Origin of the sequence: Mesorhizobium sp. B4-1-1 (assembly GCF_006439375.1) — a bacterium.
Classification (GTDB): Bacteria; Pseudomonadota; Alphaproteobacteria; order Rhizobiales; family Rhizobiaceae; genus Mesorhizobium.
In genome coordinates, this window is record NZ_VFTH01000007.1 from 107,938 (window position 1) to 124,948 (window position 17,011).

General features: G+C 63.4%; 15 protein-coding genes. 8 read left to right on the plus strand and 7 right to left on the minus strand.

The window, feature by feature from the left end:
* Nucleotides 1–7: 7 nt before the first annotated feature.
* Nucleotides 8–1,396 carry a Si-specific NAD(P)(+) transhydrogenase gene (sthA, locus tag FJW10_RS12420; protein ID WP_140900311.1) on the minus strand — a complete coding sequence of 463 codons (1,389 nt, stop codon included), beginning with the start codon at nucleotides 1,394–1,396 and terminating at the stop codon, nucleotides 8–10.
* A 179-nt stretch (nucleotides 1,397–1,575) separates the two neighbouring features.
* Between sthA and FJW10_RS12425 the strand changes: the two genes are divergently transcribed.
* The 5 genes from FJW10_RS12425 to FJW10_RS12445 all read left to right on the plus strand — a co-directional run bounded on the left by FJW10_RS12425 (nucleotide 1,576) and on the right by FJW10_RS12445 (nucleotide 5,184).
* Entirely contained in the window at nucleotides 1,576–2,259 is a 684-nt protein-coding gene (locus FJW10_RS12425; protein WP_246674231.1) for an isoprenylcysteine carboxylmethyltransferase family protein, read from the plus strand.
* Nucleotides 2,260–2,366: 107 nt separating this feature from the next.
* On the plus strand, nucleotides 2,367–2,837 hold the full coding sequence (locus FJW10_RS12430) for an RDD family protein (protein ID WP_140900313.1): 471 nt from the start codon (nucleotides 2,367–2,369) through the stop codon (nucleotides 2,835–2,837).
* Between the two features lie 149 nt (nucleotides 2,838–2,986).
* Nucleotides 2,987–3,751, plus strand: a complete 765-nt coding sequence (locus FJW10_RS12435; protein WP_140835486.1) for an arginyltransferase — start codon at nucleotides 2,987–2,989, stop codon at nucleotides 3,749–3,751.
* 124 nt (nucleotides 3,752–3,875) lie between these two features.
* Nucleotides 3,876–4,772: a DMT family transporter gene (locus tag FJW10_RS12440; protein ID WP_140900314.1), complete on the plus strand. Its 897-nt coding sequence runs from the start codon at nucleotides 3,876–3,878 to the stop codon at nucleotides 4,770–4,772.
* A gap of 103 nt (nucleotides 4,773–4,875) precedes the next feature.
* Complete coding sequence (locus FJW10_RS12445; RefSeq protein ID WP_140900315.1) at nucleotides 4,876–5,184, plus strand: hypothetical protein; 309 nt, start codon at nucleotides 4,876–4,878, stop codon at nucleotides 5,182–5,184.
* Nucleotides 5,185–5,218: 34 nt separating this feature from the next.
* Here the strand turns inward: FJW10_RS12445 and FJW10_RS12450 are convergent, their stop codons facing one another.
* Nucleotides 5,219–6,427 (minus strand): AI-2E family transporter, encoded by a 1,209-nt coding sequence (locus FJW10_RS12450; RefSeq protein ID WP_140900316.1) that lies wholly within the window; start codon nucleotides 6,425–6,427, stop codon nucleotides 5,219–5,221.
* A 120-nt stretch (nucleotides 6,428–6,547) separates the two neighbouring features.
* A complete protein-coding gene (gene parC / locus FJW10_RS12455) occupies nucleotides 6,548–8,803 on the minus strand; it encodes a DNA topoisomerase IV subunit A (RefSeq protein ID WP_140900317.1) in 2,256 nt (751 codons plus the stop codon).
* 414 nt (nucleotides 8,804–9,217) lie between these two features.
* On the opposite strand from parC, the gene FJW10_RS12460 reads away from it, so the two are divergent.
* On the plus strand, nucleotides 9,218–10,408 hold the full coding sequence (locus tag FJW10_RS12460; protein ID WP_140900318.1) for a hypothetical protein: 1,191 nt from the start codon (nucleotides 9,218–9,220) through the stop codon (nucleotides 10,406–10,408).
* 235 nt (nucleotides 10,409–10,643) lie between these two features.
* Here the strand turns inward: FJW10_RS12460 and aspS are convergent, their stop codons facing one another.
* Together aspS and FJW10_RS12470 are read right to left on the minus strand one after the other, a co-directional pair.
* Nucleotides 10,644–12,431: an aspartate--tRNA ligase gene (aspS, locus tag FJW10_RS12465; protein ID WP_181177514.1), complete on the minus strand. Its 1,788-nt coding sequence runs from the start codon at nucleotides 12,429–12,431 to the stop codon at nucleotides 10,644–10,646.
* 120 nt (nucleotides 12,432–12,551) lie between these two features.
* On the minus strand, nucleotides 12,552–13,310 hold the full coding sequence (locus FJW10_RS12470; RefSeq protein ID WP_140900320.1) for a DeoR/GlpR family DNA-binding transcription regulator: 759 nt from the start codon (nucleotides 13,308–13,310) through the stop codon (nucleotides 12,552–12,554).
* A gap of 116 nt (nucleotides 13,311–13,426) precedes the next feature.
* Between FJW10_RS12470 and FJW10_RS12475 the strand changes: the two genes are divergently transcribed.
* Both FJW10_RS12475 and rnd read left to right on the plus strand, forming a co-directional pair.
* Nucleotides 13,427–14,635 carry an MFS transporter gene (locus FJW10_RS12475; protein ID WP_140900321.1) on the plus strand — a complete coding sequence of 403 codons (1,209 nt, stop codon included), beginning with the start codon at nucleotides 13,427–13,429 and terminating at the stop codon, nucleotides 14,633–14,635.
* 129 nt (nucleotides 14,636–14,764) lie between these two features.
* Nucleotides 14,765–15,916 carry a ribonuclease D gene (rnd, locus tag FJW10_RS12480; RefSeq protein WP_140900322.1) on the plus strand — a complete coding sequence of 384 codons (1,152 nt, stop codon included), beginning with the start codon at nucleotides 14,765–14,767 and terminating at the stop codon, nucleotides 15,914–15,916.
* A gap of 96 nt (nucleotides 15,917–16,012) precedes the next feature.
* Here rnd and FJW10_RS12485 read toward each other — a convergent pair whose 3' ends face one another.
* Together FJW10_RS12485 and FJW10_RS12490 are read right to left on the minus strand one after the other, a co-directional pair.
* Nucleotides 16,013–16,432, minus strand: coding sequence for an MAPEG family protein (locus tag FJW10_RS12485; protein WP_140707423.1), 420 nt, complete (start codon nucleotides 16,430–16,432; stop codon nucleotides 16,013–16,015).
* A 19-nt stretch (nucleotides 16,433–16,451) separates the two neighbouring features.
* Complete coding sequence (locus tag FJW10_RS12490; RefSeq protein ID WP_246674232.1) at nucleotides 16,452–17,000, minus strand: hypothetical protein; 549 nt, start codon at nucleotides 16,998–17,000, stop codon at nucleotides 16,452–16,454.
* Between the last annotated feature and the right edge of the window lie 11 nt (nucleotides 17,001–17,011).

The following is a 17,011-nucleotide window of genomic DNA, read 5'->3' on the forward strand; positions in this document are numbered from 1 at the left end:
GAACCCCTCACCCCTGCCCCATCCGGTTCCAGGCGTCCAGGCCGGCGATCTTGTAGGCTTCGGCCAGCGTCGGGTAGTTGAAGGTGTTGTTGACGAAGAAGTCGACCGTGCCGCCGAGATTTATCACCGCCTGGCCGATATGGATGAGTTCGGTAGCGCCCTCGCCGACGATATGGGCGCCGAGCAGGCGGCGCGTCTCGACAGAGAACAACAGCTTCAGGAAGCCGCTTGAGACGCCCATGATGTGGCCGCGCGAGGTCTCGCGGAAGCGCGCCAGGCCGACCTCGTAGGCTGCGCCGCTGTCGCGCACCTGTTCTTCCGACAGGCCGACCGTGGAAATTTCCGGCACGGCGTAGATGCCATAGGGAAAGCTCTCCGGCGGCGGCGGCAGGTGGACCCCGAAGGCGTGGCAAGCCGCCACCCGGCCCTGCTCCATCGACGTCGAAGCCAGGCTCGGGAAGCCGATGACGTCGCCGGACGCGTAGATGTTTGAAACCGTGGTCTGGAAGGTATGCGGATCGACCTTGATGCGGCCGCGGGCGTCGGCCTCGATGCCGACCGTGTCGAGGCCGAGGCTGGCGACATTGCCTGTGCGGCCGGCTGCGTAGAGCACCATCTCGGAGCGGATGGTGCGACCGTCGGCCAGCGTCACTTCGGCGTGGTCGGGTTTCGAGGCGATCTCCTTCACCGTGCTGCCGAGGCGGATGGTCATGCCGCGGTCGCGCATCTGGTGAATGAAGTCGTCGACGATCTCGCGATCGATGAAGTCGAGGATGGTGTTGCGCGGCTCGACCAGTGTCACCGGCACGTCGAGCGCGGAAAAGATGGTGGCGTATTCGACGCCGATGACGCCGGCGCCGATCACCGTCAGCGTGCGCGGCAGATGGTGGAGTTCCAGCATCTCGTCGCTGTCGAAGACGCGCTTTTTGTCGAACGGCACGTCGGCCGGCCGGTGCGGCCTGGTGCCGACGGCGATCAGCGCGTTGGCGAAGCCAACTTCGCTGTAATTCCCATTGTCGGCGGTCAGGCTGACCTTGTTCGGCGTGAGGAACTTCACGGCGGCGCGCGCGCTCTTCACCATGTTGCGCATGAACTGATGCTGCAGCACCTCGACCTCATGGTCGAGCGTCTTGTGCAGCCGGTCGACCAGATCTGAGATCGAAATGTCCTGCTTGACCCGGTAGCCACGCCCGTAGAAGCCGCGTTCGCGCCAGCCCGAGAGGTTGAGCACCGTTTCACGCAGCGTCTTCGACGGGATGGTGCCGGTATGCACCGAGACGCCGCCCAGGCGCCGCCCCCTGTCGACCACCAGCACCGACTTGCCGAGCTTGGCCGATTGCACCGCGGCGCGGCGCCCCGAAGGGCCGCTGCCAATGACCAGCATGTCGTAGTCCATGTCCCGTCCCCTTTGTGCGCCGCAGCAAGCTAGACCGGGAAGAATGTCATGTTCAACAGGCAACACCATTCCCTCGGCAGACGAATCCGCCAATGCAGCCGAAAGCAGGCGAATCCTTAACTGGACGGCAAGGCTTACGTGCAATGGTCCCTGCCGAGGGGACCACCGGGGTAGCAGAGTTGGCGATTTCCAAAGGCGATGCGCTGCCTGGCGCGGAGACCGGTTTCTGGCACGGCCTTCAGAGCAGCGCGGTTCTTACCGATCTGCGCGAAGGCCTGTTTCGTTTCATCGCGTTGGCGGTCGCCGCGGTCTTCGTCTATCGCGGCGCGCGTCACCTCGTCATCGATCCGGGCCGGCTGAACATCCTGCTGCTCATGATCTCCGACGTCCTGACCTTTACCTGGCTGCTGCTGGCGCGCCGACCGATTGTCCGCGACTGGAGCCCTTTCACGGTATTCATCTCGCTGACGGCCGGTTTCGGCTCGGGTTTCGTATCGCTCCAGGACGGAATCGCCATCATCCCGCTCTATATCGCGGCGCCGCTGCAATTCCTGGCGCTGTGGCTCGTGATCTGGGGCAAGATGTCGCTTGGCCGCTCCTTCGCCATCCTGCCCGCCAATCGCGGCGTCGTCACAGGCGGCGCCTACCGCTTCGTGCGGCACCCGATCTATGCCGGCTACCTGGCCGGGCACATCCTGTTCCTGCTGTCGAGCTTCTCGATCTACAATTTCACCGTCTACGCGATCATCACCCTGTTCCAGGTCCATCGCATCCTGCGCGAGGAGCGTATCCTGGCGTTCACCGAGGAATATCGCGACTATCTCGGGCGGGTTCGCTACAGGCTCTGCCCCGGCATCTTCTGATATCGCGCCGGTCGCCGGCGCGCACCTTCCTTGAATTCCGAGCCGCCCTCACCATTTGAAAAGGGCGGCAGGCATCCTCAAGCAGATGCCGCGATCGAGGAACGAATATGAACGCACGCGTATTGGACGGCGAGATCATCACGACCAGGTTCGAGGACACTCGGGCCTATAGCGGCGTGCGGACAAGGCGCATCTTCGCCTTCCTGCTCGACTATTTCTTCGTCGCGCTGCTGACCATTCCCTTCGCCATCCTGGTCGCCATTCTCGGGCTTTTGACTTTCGGCCTCGGCTGGGCGCTGTTTTCGGTGCTGGTGCCGATGGTCGCCATTCTCTACATCTGGAACACGCTGGGCAGCCGCGACCAGGCGACGACCGGCATGAAGATCATGGGCATCCGCCTGGAGAAGCTCGACGGCAGCCGCATCGACGGCATGACCGCCGTGGTTCACTCGGTGCTGTTCTGGGCCGGCAACGTCATCCTAACGCCGCTGGTGCTCCTGGTCACGCTGTTCTCCGACCGCAAGCGCACGCTGCACGACCTGCTGCTCGGCACGGTGGTCACCCGCACCGATATCTGACGGCGTTCCACGGCCGTGTCGATCAGACCGCCGCGCCGCCTGTGCTTAAATATGAACAGGTCGAGGCCATCTCGGCCGCACAATCCTGTTGAATTTTTCGCCGACCGGGCCAAAGGTAGGGCGATTCGCAGGAGCGTTTCAAAGATTAGATGACGCAGCATCCGACCCAGTCGCCGCAGTTCTTCCTGACCGCGCCGTCGCCGTGCCCCTATCTGGAGGGACAGTTCGAGCGCAAGGTGTTCACGCACCTTGTCGGCGACAAGGCGCCGGAGATGAACGATCTGCTGACGCAAGGCGGCTTCCGGCGCTCGCAGAACATCGCCTACCGTCCGGCCTGCGAGTCATGCCGCGCCTGCGTCTCGGTTCGCATCCTGGCACAAGAATTCAGCCCCAGCCGCAACATGCGCCGCGTCGCCCAGCACAATGCCGACCTCGTCGGCGCCATGCATGACGCGCAGCCCTCGACCGAGCAATACTCGCTCTTCCGCGGCTATCTCGACGCCCGCCATCGCCGTGGCGGCATGTCGGACATGACCGTGCTCGACTATGCGATGATGGTGGAAGACACGCATGTCGACACCAAGATCATCGAATACCGGCGGCGCGGCCCGGACACTTTCATCACCGGCAAAGGCCAGGGCGAACTGATAGCTGTCGCACTCACCGACAAGATGGCCGATGGCCTGTCGATGGTCTATTCCTACTTCAATCCCGACTTCGAGGACCGCTCGCTCGGCACTTTCATGATCCTCGATCACATCGCTCGCGCCAAGGCGATGGGTCTGCCCCACGTCTATCTCGGCTACTGGGTCAACGGCTCGCGCAAGATGAATTATAAGATGCGCTTCATGCCGCAGGAGCATCTCGGCCCGAAAGGCTGGGAACGCTACGACCACGAAGCGGTCAGTCGCTAAAACAGTTTTCTCGAACCTGCCCTTATAGTGTTTCAAGGGAGAAGACGCCGGTCTTGCTCGCCCTCGCGTGAGAGGTGTGCAATCGCGCCGGCCCTTGCTCTCGCTTTATTTCGAGAACGATCACATGTCTTCCCACACCGATCACCAGAAAGGCCTCCTCGTCACCGCCATCGGCGGGCTGGTGCTGAGCATAGATATTCCGCTGATCCGGCTCGCGGATGGCGAAGCTTGGACCATCCTTTTGCTGCGCACCAGCTGCACCTTGGCGGCCGCGCTGATCATGTGGGCCGTCTGGCGCTTGTACAGCAAGAATGCGCCGCAGCTCATACCCGGCTGGTCGGGGCTGGTCGTGGCCGTGATTTACGGTCTCGGCGCGGTCGCCTTCATGATAGCCGTCTATCATACATCGACAGCCGATCTGGTCTTCATCCTGGCGTTCAACACCGTCTTCGCGGCGCTGCTGTCGTGGCTGTTCCTGAAGGAGCGGCCGCGACCGCTGACCCTCGCCGCGATGGCGCTGATGATCGTCGGCGTCGCCATCATCGTCAGCGATTCCGTCGGCACCGGATATTTATTCGGCGACCTGATGGCATTGTGTTCGGCCTTCCTGATTGCCTGCGCCATCACCATCTCGCGCGCCAGCGGCAAGGACATGGGCTTTACCGCGCTGATCGGCGTGGTCCTGCCTCTTGGGGTGGCGGCGTTCATGGTCTCCAGGAGCGGCTTTCAAGTCGAAGCGCCGTGGTGGATCATCCTGAACGGCGGCGTCGTCATGCCGATCGCATTCTTCTGCCTCGCCAACGGACCGAAATACATCTCGGGCGCGGAAGTCGCGATGTTCTATCTCTTGGAAACGGTCCTCGCGCCGGTCTGGGTGTGGATGATCTTCGCCGAGACACCGTCACGCAACAGCCTGATCGGCGGCACGATCCTTGTCGTGACGCTGGTCGCCCATTCGCTGTGGCAATTGCACGAGGGCCGCAAGCGCCGCGCCGACCTCGCGGTGCATCATCCGGCCTAAGACCTTGAAAGGGCATCCCTAAAGCCGGGCTTAATCATCTGCCGATAGAATGACAAATGAGAAAGGTTCCGGGTCAACTTGGTCGCGACGGATTCGTAATTCAGTGAAGCGCATTGCGGCAATGATTTTCGTGCTTGTCGGTCTCGCGCTTTGCTGCACGGGCCCAGCCATCTTTTCGCGCCCCATCGACGGGATTTCCGTAGCCTGGTTTATCGTCCTGGGCCTGACCTCGGCCGCTGCCGCGGTCGGCGCTGTTTCAGCGCTCATATCGCAGTACACGCGCTTTCAAATGCGAACGTCGTTGGACGGATTCTTTTGGATCGTTTTCCTCATATTGCCCATTGCAATCGGACTATTAGCCACTGCAGCATGGACACTCGCCTGGTATTTTCTTGGCTTGGAAATATACTGAGCCTCAACAGACCCTAACGCGGCTCGCATCGAGGTCAGGCGCTGGCTTTCTTCGTCGCGCCGGACGCGGGCAGGACCTCGATCTGTGGGCCAGATTCGATTTCGGCCGACGAACCGGCAACCGCATCATCGGCCAGGTCCACCTCGCGCAGCCATTCGCGCCAGATGGCGACGAGCAGCGCCATCAGCACCGGGCCGATGAAGAGGCCGAGGAAGCCCATCGTCTTGACACCGCCGATCAGGCCGAAAAAGGTCGGCAAGAACGGCAGCTTGATCGGGCCGCCGACGAGCTTGGGCCGCAAGGTCTTGTCGACGATGAAGAGCTCGACCGCGCCCCAGATGAACAGGGCCACGCCGGCGAAAAGCTTGCCGCTGGCGGCGAGGTAGATCGACACCAGGGTGAAGGAGAGCGGCGCACCGCCCGGGACCAGCGCCATGATGCCAGTGAGCGCGCCGAGCGTCACCGGCGACGGCACGCCGGCGAGCCAATAGGCGATGCCGAGCACCAGGCCCTCGCCGATGGCGATGATGGTCATGCCGGTGACCGTCGAGGAAATGGTTGCCGGCACGACGCGCGAGATACGCTCCCAGCGCGTCGGCAGGATGCGTTCGCCAAGGCGATCGACCTGGGCCGCGAAAGACTCGCCGTCGCGATAGGCGAAGAACAGCGCGATCATCATGAACAGAAGCGTCAGCACCAGGCCGAAGGCGCTGCCGCCGGCGGCCAAGGCGCCGCGATAGATGCTGCCGATGTTGGAGCCGCTGATAAGCTGGATCAACTCGCCGATGCCGCCGGGATGGCCGAGATAGCCCGTCCATTGCTCGTTCAGCCACTCGCCGACGACCGGCATGGTGGCGATCCAACCCGGTGTCACCGCGCCGTGCCGATTGGTCTCGATCGCCCAGGTCACCCACTCGCGCAGCTCGTTGATGGCGTAGGTGCCGGCAAGCGCGATCGGCACCACCAGGAAGGTGAGGATGAAAAGTATGGCCAAGGTCGCGCCGATGGTGCGGTTGCCACCGACGGCGACGAGCAGCCGGCGGTAGAGCGGCCAGCTGGCGAAGGCGATGACGAGCGCGGCCAGCACCGGGAACAGGAAACCGTGGAAGAAATAGACGCCCGCGGCGGCGATCAGCACCAGGAGCCAGCGCGCCGCCGACAGCGGCGGGATGACGGCCGCCCTGAGCGGCGTCGACAGGCCGAACAGGCGCTGTCCCGGTTTCTGGATCTCAGCCCGCTTCAAGCGTGCGTTTCTCCCCTGCCGATGATTCAATGGATGCTTATGCACCATCATAGTGCAGCAATCGTGACGATAGTCCAAATGATTGACTGATCTCCCCTCTCGTGGGGAGATCAGCTAACTTCACCCGAACTTGCCCGTCCTGGGGAAACCCTTCGGCACCATGCGGCCGGCGGCGGCACGCGCTCCGATCCACTCGGCAAGCTCCTCGCGCGACTTGGTGAAGGTGCGATCGGCCGAATCCTGCCAGGAGAGCCCCGTCTCGAGGGTGAAGGGCTTCAGGTCCAGCACGCCGCCATCCTTGTATTTCTGCAGGCGCACGCCCTTGCCGCGCGCCATTTCCGGGATTTCGGCCAGCGGGAAGACCAGCATCTTGCGGTTCTCGCCGACAATGGCGAGATGGTCGCCCGACACCGGGATGCAGCGCTTGGCCTCGTCCGGCGCCTTGACGTTCATCACCTGCTTGCCCTTGCGGGTGTTGGCGACGACCTCTTCCTCCGCAACGACGAAACCGTTGGCGTCGTAGGAGACGAGCAGCAGCTTGCGTTTGGGATCATGGACAAAGGCGGTGACGATGTCCTGATCGTTCTCCATGTCGACGATGATGCGGATCGGCTCGCCATGGCCGCGCCCGCCCGGCAGCCGGTCGGCGCCGATGGTGTAGAACTTGCCGCCGGTGGTGAAGACCAGGATCTTGTCCGTGGTCTGGGCGTGGAAGGCAAGCTTCAGGCTGTCGCCTTCCTTGAAGGCGAGCAGCGAATGATCGGTCAGGTGACCCTTCATTGCCCGCAGCCAGCCCTTTTCCGAGACGACGACGGTGACCGGCTCGCGCTCGATCATGGCGTGCGCGATGTCGGTGAGGTCATGCTCGGGCGCATCGGCGAACTGGGTGCGACGCTTGCCGAGCTCGGTCTCAGGCCCGAACTTGTCGCGGAGCTTGGTGACTTCCCACTTGATCGTCGCCCATTGCCTGGCATACGACGCCAGCAGGGCCTCGATCTGCTTCTTCTCCTCGGCGAGGCCGTCATATTCCTTGCGGATCTCGATCTCTTCGAGCTTGCGCAGAGCACGCAGCCGCATGTTGAGGATGGCTTCGGCCTGGTTGTCGGTGAGCGACCAGCGGGCCATCATCACCTGCTTGGGCTCATCCTCCTCGCGGATGATCCGGATGACCTCGTCGATGTTGAGATAGGCGATCAGATAGCCGGCGAGTATTTCCAGCCGCTTCTCGATCTCGCCGAGCCGGTATTTCGAGCGGCGGATCAAAACCTCGCGGCGGTGGTCGAGCCACTCCTTCAGCACGCCCTTCAGCGACAGGACGTTCGGCACCTTGCCGCGCGACAAAACGTTCATGTTGAGCGGGAAGCGGCTTTCGAGCTCGGTGAGCTTGAACAGCGATTCCATCAGGAGGCCGGGATCGACGGTGCGGCTCTTCGGCACCAGGACGACGCGGATGTCTTCCGCACTCTCGTCGCGGATGTCTTCGAGCAGCGGCAGCTTGCGCGCCATCAACAGCTCGGCGATCTTCTCGATCAGCCTGGCCTTCTGGACGCCGTAGGGGATTTCGGTGACGACGATGCTCCAGGTGCCCCTGCCCTGGTCTTCCTGATTCCATTTCGAGCGCACGCGAAAACCGCCGCGGCCTGTTTCATAGGCTTCGAGGATCGAGGCGCGGCTGTCGACGATGATGCCGCCGGTCGGGAAATCCGGACCCTGGACGAAATCCATCAGTTTCGCCACCGGCGCGTCCGGATGCTCGATCAGGTGAAGTGCTGCGTCGCAAAGCTCGGCCGCGTTATGCGGCGGGATCGAGGTGGCCATGCCGACGGCAATACCCGACGAGCCGTTGGCAAGCAGGTTCGGAAAGGCACCCGGGAGAACCGACGGCTCCTCGTCCTCTTCATTGTAGGTCGGCCGGAAATCGACTGCGTCCTCGGTGATGCCGGCAAGCAGCTCGCTCGCCACCTCTGTCATGCGCGCTTCGGTGTAACGCATGGCGGCGGCGTTATCGCCGTCGATATTGCCGAAATTGCCCTGCCCGTCGACCAGCGGGTAGCGCATCGAGAAATCCTGCGCCAGGCGCACCAGGGCGTCGTAGATCGACTGGTCGCCATGCGGGTGGAACTTGCCCATCACGTCGCCGACGATGCGGGCGCATTTGGCAAAGCCCTGATCGGGGTTGAGCCGGAGCAGCCGCATGGCGTGCATGATGCGGCGATGGACCGGCTTCAGTCCGTCGCGCACATCCGGCAGTGCCCGGTGCATGATGGTCGACAGCGCGTAAGCGAGATAGCGCCGCTCGAGCGCTTCCTTCAGATCGACCGGTTCGATTTTGTCGCCGCCGCCATTGTCATCAGGCGGCAAAAGCCTCTTTCCCATGGATTTGGACTAGCCGAGCGGGTGATTCGCGGCAAGCGCCGCGTGAACATCGGCGGATTCGTCGCGGCCGTGGACGCGCACCGGCGGTGTGAAGGATTTCACGGAAGCACCAAGGCGGCGGCGGCAATTTGCCACCGACCTGCAACAGGCCGCGGCGGCGTCATGACTCCGGCCAACATCAATCCGTTACACGCGGCCTCTATCTCGCATGCAACACGCTGGCGGAAGGGGCCGCGGCCTTCATGACAAATTTACCGCATCAAGCAATGGCTGCCGGCCGGCGTTTGCCTTTCATCGCCATTTTCGACAAATGTGCCGGGAAATGCCTTTTTCCCGTCCCGTTCGTCACGGAATGGTGATGGAGCAGGTTTCAAAACAATTTCATCATAGCCAAATCAGGACAGGGAACTCGCCATGACAATCCAACGCTCAACGCTCAAGAAACTGGCTTTTTCGACCTTTCTGCTGACGCTGCCGCTCAACGCGGCCTTCGCCGCCGATCCGGTGGTGGCCGAGCGCATCAAGGCAGCCCTTGCCGCCCAGGGCGTCGACATTTCCTGGACCGGTGTCTCCGGCGACGATTCGAACGCCGTGCTGCAGGGCGTTTCCATCAAGCCGGCGGCCGAGAAGGAAGCGCTGCCGATCGGCGACGTGAAGCTTGAAGGGGTCAGCGAAGCCAATGGCGGCTATGAGATCGCCACCGTCTCGACCTCGGCTTTCGAGCACAGCAAGGACGGCGTGACACTCAACCTCAGCCCGGTGGTCATCCACGACATGAAGGTCCCCGCCGAAGGCGGCACCGATCCGCTCGGCTCGCTGATGATGTACAAGTCGGCGGAGCTCTCCAACATGACGGTCAAGGTCGGCGACAAGACGGCGTTCGCGATGGACGGGCTTGCCGTCCAGATCACCCCGCCGGCCGACGGCAAGGCGATGGACTTCACCGCCAACACCGAAAAATTCACCGCCGACCTGTCGCTGGTCGACGATCCGAAGTCGAAGGAAGCCATCGAGGCGCTCGGCTACCAGCATATCTCGGGCAACATCGCGATGGCCGGCACCTGGCAGCCGAGCGACGGCAAGATGGAGCTGTCGAAATATGACGTCTCGGTCGAGAATGCCGGCACGCTCGGCATGACCTTCGACCTTGGCGGCTACACGGTCGACTTCATCAAGTCGATGCAGGAGATGCAGAAGAAGCTCGCCGCCCAGCCGGAAGGCGCCGACAACTCCGCGCAAGGGATGGCCATGCTCGGCCTGATGCAGCAGCTTTCCTTCAACGGCGCCTCGGTGCGCTTCGAGGACGATTCGCTCACCGGCAAGGTGCTCGACTATGTCGGCAAGCAGCAGGGCATGTCGGCCAAGGACGTCGCGAACCAGGCCAAGGCGATCGTGCCGTTCGGCATGGCGCAGCTCAACAATCCCGAGCTGACGGCCGAGGTGTCGGCTGCCGTCAACACCTTCCTCGACGACCCGAAGAGCCTGGAAATCTCGGCCGAGCCGCCGTCGTCGGTGCCCTTCGCGTTGATCATGGCCGGCGCCATGTCCAACCCGCTCGACCTGCCGAAGACGCTGGGCGTCAAGGTCAAGGCGAACCAGGACTGATCGAAGTCAGTTCCCTTCTCCCCGTCTCTATACGGGGAGAAGGTGCCGGCAGGCGGATGAGGGGCAGCGCCGACGCTTGCGAATATGTAATTCGGTGCTGAACCGACTGCCTGTCAGAAGGCTCCAGCTGTTACGACCGCGTGCAAATCGCCAGCATCCGCGCTGCCCCTCATTGTCCTGCCGGACATTTCTCCCCGTCTCTATACGGGGAGAAAGGGCAGTTGCTAGGCTGCCTTTAGTCCTTCTTCGTCACCGCGACGCGCAGCGACAGCTCGCGCAGCTGTTGCGGGGTGGCTTCGGAAGGCGCGCTCATCAGCAGGTCGTAGGCCTGCTGGTTCATCGGGAACATGGTGATTTCGCGCAGGTTCTTGGCGCCCACGAGCAGCATGACGATGCGGTCGACGCCCGCCGCCATGCCGCCATGCGGCGGCGCGCCATACTGGAAGGCGCGGTAAAGGCCGCCGAAGCGCTCCTCCACCGTCGCGCGGTCGAGACCGCGAATCTCAAAAGCCTTAACCATGGTTTCCGGCAGATGGTTGCGGATGCCACCGGATGCGATCTCGAAGCCGTTGCAGACCATGTCGTATTGGAACGCCTTGATTTCGAGCGGATCCTTGGTCGTCAGGGCTTCGATGCCTCCTTGCGGCATCGAGAACGGGTTATGGGCGAAATCGATCGCCTTCGCCTCTTCGTCCCATTCATAGAAGGGGAAGTCGATAATCCAGCACAGCTCGAAGCGCTCGCGGTCGACGAGGTTCAGCTCCTCGCCGGCGCGCGTACGCGCCGCGCCCGCGAAAGTGACGAACTTCTTCGGGTCGCCGGCGACGAAGAAAGTGGCATCGCCATCGGCGAGGCCGAGCTGCTGGCGGATCGCCTCGGTGCGCTCTTCGCCGATGTTCTTGGCGATCGGGCCGGCGCCTTCGAGTTTTTCACCTTCCTTGCGCCAGAAGATGTAGCCGAGCCCCGGCTGGCCCTCGCCCTGCGCCCAGGAATTCATGCGGTCGCAGAAGGCGCGGCTGCCGCCGGTCTTGGCCGGAATGGCCCACACCTCGGCCTTCGGATCGTTGGCGAGGATGTTGGCGAACACCTTGAAGCCGGAGTCGCGAAAATGATCCGAGACGGCCTGCATCTCAATCGGATTGCGCAGGTCCGGCTTGTCGGTGCCATAGGTGCGCATAGCCTCGTCATAGGGAATGCGGCGGAATTTCTGCGTCACCGGCTTGCCGGCGGCAAACGTCTCGAAGACCGCGCGGAGGACAGGCTCCATCGTGCTGAGCACGTCGTCTTGCTCGACGAAGCTCATTTCGAGGTCGAGCTGGTAGAACTCGCCCGGCAGGCGGTCGGCGCGCGGATCCTCGTCGCGGAAGCAGGGCGCGATCTGGAAATAGCGGTCGAAGCCGGAGACCATGATCAGCTGCTTGTACTGCTGCGGCGCCTGTGGCAGCGCGTAGAAGGTGCCGGGATGGATGCGCGACGGCACCAGGAAGTCGCGCGCCCCTTCCGGCGACGATGCGGTCAGAATAGGCGTCGAGAATTCGGTGAAACCCACCTCGCCCATGCGCTTGCGCATCTCGGCGATGATCTTGGTGCGCGCCACGATATTCCGGTGCAGCGTCTCACGTCGCAGATCGAGGAAGCGGTATTTCAGGCGGATGTCTTCGGGATATTCAGGTTCGCCGAACACCGGCAGCGGCAGCTCCTTGGCGGCCGACAGCACTTCGATCTCGCGCGCAAAAATCTCGATCTCCCCGGTCGGCAGGTTCGGATTGACGGTCTCCGGCAGGCGCGCCTTGACCTCACCGTCGACGCGGATCACCCATTCGCCGCGCAGTGTCTCGGCCACCTTGAAGGCCGGCGAATCCGGATCGGCGACGATCTGGGTCAGGCCGTAATGGTCGCGCAGGTCGATGAAAAGCAGGCCGCCATGGTCGCGCACGCGATGCACCCAGCCCGACAGGCGGACGGAATTGCCGACGTCGCTCTTTCTCAACTGGGCACAGGTGTGGCTGCGGTAACGATGCATGGTCATGGGTAAAGTCCGGAAATTGCGGGCATCGGCCCGGCTCGAAAATTGGCGCGAAAAGCGCATGAGAGGCCGGCTTTGTCAAGGCAAGCGGTCACACAGGCGCACTGCCGCGGACGTTCAAGCAAAGTGGACCTGGACACCCTGGCTTTGGAAAGCGGCGAGGGTGGCGGGAGGCGCGCTCTTTTCCACCACGAGATGGCGGATCGCATCCGCCCCCGTCACGCGATAGGGCGCGGCGGTGGCAAGCTTGTCGTTGGTGACGGCAATGACGACACCAGCGCTGTTTTTCGCCATGGCGCGCTTCACCTCGGCTTCGGCCGAATCGAAGGCGGTGACGCCGCGCGCGACATCCAGCCCGCAGGAGCCCAGAAAGAACAGATCGGCGCCGAGTTGCGCCACGGCGGCGAGCGTATCGGCGCCGACGCAAGTCCCGAGATCCGGCACATAGCGGCCGCCGAGCATGATCAGCTCGACCAGGGGAAGATCCGCCAGAGCCGAGGCGACGCCCAGCGAATTGGTGGCGACGGTCAGTTGGATATCGCGCGGAAGCGCCCTGGCGATCGCCTCATTGGTCGTGCCGCCGTCGATGAACAGCGACTGCCCCGCGCTCAGCAGGCCAACGGCCGCCCTGGCGAGCCGCGTTTTTTCCTCGGCCGCATGACGGCTGCGCTGGCTGAGCGTCGCGGCGGCAAAGGGCGCAGAGGCGACCGCGCCGCCATAGACGCGGCGCAACTGCCCGGCCTTCGCCAATTCCCTGAGATCGCGGCGCACCGTGTCTTCCGACACGCCGAAACGGCTGGCGAGCTCTCCCGCCAGCACCTTTCCGTCCGCCGCAAGCCGGTCGCGAATGAGTTGGTGGCGTTCTTCGGTGAGCATGCACGATCCCATTTATTTGTGCACGTTATTGCATGTTTTGCCTGTTTATGCAAGAAACGGAGTCGCCGGCGCCCCCCAAGACGCCCGCGCTAAAATCTCCTTGTTGGATTGCCGTGATGACCCTTGGCCTGAAACTCGCTCCGCAGCACCGCGTCTATGCCGGTTTCGCGATCTACTCCTTCGCCATGGGCAACATCTTCCCGCGCCTGCCCGATATCAAGCATGCCATGAAGATCGAGGACGGCACGCTGGGACTCGCCCTGATCGGAACGCCAATCGGCACGCTGATCGCGCTGACGCTGGCGACGCCGATCCTGGAGCGCGTGGGCTTTCGCCGCGCGCTGCTGTGGCTGGTGCCGCTGCTGGCGCTCGCCTATGCCGTCGCGGTGCATGCGCCTGGCCCGACGGCGTTGTTCCTGATGCTGCTCCCGGTCGGACTGATGATCGGCAGCATCGAGATCATTTTGAATGTCGAGGCCGACAGGACGGAGTTCCTGCTCCAGCGCCGCATCATGAACAGGGCGCATTCGTTCTGGAGCATCGGCTTCTTCGGCGCCGGACTGTTCGGCGGCGCGCTGGCGCATCTCGGCCTGTCGCCGCAACTGCATCTGGCGCTGGTGGTGCCGATGGTGGCGGTTGCGGTGGCGCTGTTCCTCGGCGGCTTCCAACCGGCACCCGCCCGCTTCGTCACGTCCGGCGACAAAGCGCCGATGTTCGCCCGGCCGACACTGCCGATCCTCATCCTCGTCGCAGTGACGCTGTCGGCAATGCTGATGGAAGGCGCCAGCATGGACTGGTCGGCGATCTATATGCGCACCGTGTTCGACTCAGGGCCCTTCGTTGCCGGGATCACCGTGGCGCTGTTCGCCTTCTCGCAGGCGACGACACGCTTCTTCGCCGACAGCTTCGTCGACCGCCACTCGCCGAGCGGCGTGGCGCGCGTGTTGTTGGCAATAATGGCTGCCGGCGTGTTCATCGTCTTCTTCTCGCCCCTGCCCTTCGTCTCGATGCTGGGCTTCGCGCTCATGGGCATCGGCTGCAGCGCTATCTTTCCGCTGGCGATTTCGGCGGCCGCGCAGATGACGGACCGCTCCGCCGCGATCAATGTTGCCGCATTGTCGCAGATCTCCTTCGTCGCCTTCCTGCTCGGCCCGCCGCTGCTCGGCTTCGTCTCGGACCACTGGGGCATCCGCTCGGCCTATGGCATCGGCATACCGTTCATCGTGCTCAGCCTGGCGGCAGCGGGCGCGCTCGGGCGGCGACCGCCGGCCGAAGCCGTGGATATTGCAAGGCAAAGAGTGGAGGCGCAGGCCGGCGAGGCCTGAACCGCCATGCAGGGCCATCGCATATCGCCATCGCGCGAAACTAGCGGTGCGTGACGACGTCGCGGCGCTTGACGAAAGCGCGCGCGGCTGAAATTGAAAGAGGCCTAATATTGTGCCAAAAGCGATTTGATGCAGGTCATCACCACACAAGAAGAACTCGAGAGCGTTGTCGCGGCGTTCGAAAAGTCGGAATTCATTACCGTCGATACCGAATTCATCCGCGAGACGACCTTCTGGCCTATCCTCTGCCTGATCCAGATCGCCGCGCCTGGGATTGAGGCGCTTATCGATCCGTTGTCGCCCGGCATCGACCTGAAACCGTTTTTCCGGCTCATGGCCAACGAAGCGGTGCTGAAGGTTTTCCACGCGGCGCGGCAGGACATCGAAATCATCGTCCATCTCGGCGATCTGGTGCCGCATCCGGTGTTCGACACGCAGGTCGCGGCGATGGTCTGCGGCTTCGGCGACAGCGTTTCCTATGACCAGCTCGTCCAGAAGGTCACCGGAGCCCGGCTCGACAAATCCTCGCGCTTCACCGACTGGCGGCACCGGCCGCTCTCCGACAAGCAGCTCGAATACGCGCTCGCCGACGTCACTCATCTGATCGAGGTCTACCAGCATCTCAGCGCCGAGCTGAAGCGCGAGGACCGCGCACATTGGCTGAACGAGGAGATGGATGTCCTCACCTCGCGCGAGACCTACGATCCGCATCCCGAGGATGCCTGGAAGCGGCTGAAGATGCGGCTGCGCAAGCCGCAGGAGTTGGCGATCGTGCAGGCGGTGGCCGCCTGGCGCGAGCGCGAGGCGCGCGAGCGCGACGTGCCGCGCGGCCGCGTGCTCAAGGATGATGCGATCTACGAGATCGCGCAGCAGGCGCCGCGCGACGCGGCAGCGCTCGGCAAGCTGCGCACCACGCCGAAAGGCTGGGAGCGCTCCGCGACGGCAACCGCGCTGCTTGGCGCGGTCAACACCGCCCTTGCCCTGCCCAAGGATGCGATGCCGAAACTGCCGAAAAGCGTCCAGCCGCCGGAAGGATCGAGCGCGGCGTCGGAGCTGCTCAAGGTGTTGCTCAGGATCGTCGCGGAGAAGGAAGGCGTCGCCACCAAGGTGCTTGCCTCCAGCGACGATATCGACCGCATAGCCGCCGAGGGCGACGAAGCCGACGTGGCGGCGCTGCAGGGCTGGCGGCGCGCCGTTTTCGGCGAGCAGGCGCTGAGGCTGGTGCGCGGCGAGATCGGCATCAAGTTCGACAAACGCAGGATCGCGGTGTTCGACCTTTAGAGCAATTCCAGGAAAAGTGTGAGCGGTTTTCCGCCCGGAATTGCGTAAAAACAAAGAGATAGACCCATTTCACCGTTTCCGTGAAACGGTCTAGCGTCACACCACCGCGAGCAGGTGCAGCGCGAACCAGAACCAGGCGATAAGAAGTATACCCGCGCCAAGGAAGAAGGCGCGGCTGCGGTGCAGCACATAGTTTCTGTCGAGATGCACCCAGGCGTGCACATAGCGCGTGACTATGAAGAGCCACATCAACGCCAGCGTCAGGTAGTTCACGCCGTTGGTGACGAACAGCGCCAGGCAAAGCACGTGGAAGAGAACCGGCAGCTCGAACTGGTTGATCAGGTTGTTGGCGACGGTGACGCTCGAGGCCGGCTCGGTGGAGCGGACCTTGTACTGGCCGACCTTCGCTTCACCGGACTTCACGGCGAGATAGCGCCGCTTCAGCATCACCAGATAGACGATGTAGACCAGGAGCACATGCGCCAGCATCGGCCAGAAGATGGCGGTCTGATGCATTTGTCCGCCCTCTCTCCCGTCAGCGCCGCCGCTGCCCGGCCAGCGCGAAGAACGCGACGACAAAGAATGGAATGGCCAGCAGCGCGAATTTGGTGACGGTCAGCGAAGAGGCGAAGGCCAGCGAATCGGGGTTGGCCAGCTGGAAATCGGAGAGCAGCCGCGCCAGGGCAAAATTCTGAGCATAGTCGGCGACCGTATAGGGCAGCACCAGCACGAGCGCGAACAGGGCCTGCAGCTGCGCCGGCATGGCGCGGAAGGTGCTGAGCCGCCGCCCGAAGGCAAGGATGAGGCTGACCAGCGTCAGCGACAGCAGCGCCGGGAACAAAAGGTCGAAGGTCAAATAGTGCCAGACGATGATGATCTCGCCGCCGCGACGGCCGAGTGCTGTGAGCCACGCCATGCCTTCGTCGGGCGTGAAGCCGGCGACACGTATGTCGAGCGCGGCCAAGCCGCCGCTCAAGCGCTGGAAATAGAGAAACTCCAGCGCCGTCATGACGAGGAAAAGCGCGATCGAGGCTATGGACAGCGCCGCCGCGTGCCGCGACAGCCGCAGCACCGCCACGCTCAAGCCACGCCACA

What these genes read in the sequence shown, in the direction of transcription:
- sthA (WP_140900311.1), bottom strand. Translation starts at nt 1,396, where the DNA reads ATGGACTACGACATGCTGGTCATTGGCAGCGGCCCTTCGGGGCGCCGC.
- FJW10_RS12430 (WP_140900313.1), top strand. Translation starts at nt 2,367, where the DNA reads ATGAACGCACGCGTATTGGACGGCGAGATCATCACGACCAGGTTCGAG.
- FJW10_RS12435 (WP_140835486.1), top strand. Translation starts at nt 2,987, where the DNA reads ATGACGCAGCATCCGACCCAGTCGCCGCAGTTCTTCCTGACCGCGCCG.
- FJW10_RS12440 (WP_140900314.1), top strand. Translation starts at nt 3,876, where the DNA reads ATGTCTTCCCACACCGATCACCAGAAAGGCCTCCTCGTCACCGCCATC.
- parC (WP_140900317.1), bottom strand. Translation starts at nt 8,803, where the DNA reads ATGGGAAAGAGGCTTTTGCCGCCTGATGACAATGGCGGCGGCGACAAA.
- FJW10_RS12460 (WP_140900318.1), top strand. Translation starts at nt 9,218, where the DNA reads ATGACAATCCAACGCTCAACGCTCAAGAAACTGGCTTTTTCGACCTTT.
- aspS (WP_181177514.1), bottom strand. Translation starts at nt 12,431, where the DNA reads ATGCATCGTTACCGCAGCCACACCTGTGCCCAGTTGAGAAAGAGCGAC.
- FJW10_RS12470 (WP_140900320.1), bottom strand. Translation starts at nt 13,310, where the DNA reads ATGCTCACCGAAGAACGCCACCAACTCATTCGCGACCGGCTTGCGGCG.
- FJW10_RS12475 (WP_140900321.1), top strand. Translation starts at nt 13,427, where the DNA reads ATGACCCTTGGCCTGAAACTCGCTCCGCAGCACCGCGTCTATGCCGGT.
- rnd (WP_140900322.1), top strand. Translation starts at nt 14,765, where the DNA reads ATGCAGGTCATCACCACACAAGAAGAACTCGAGAGCGTTGTCGCGGCG.
- FJW10_RS12485 (WP_140707423.1), bottom strand. Translation starts at nt 16,432, where the DNA reads ATGCATCAGACCGCCATCTTCTGGCCGATGCTGGCGCATGTGCTCCTG.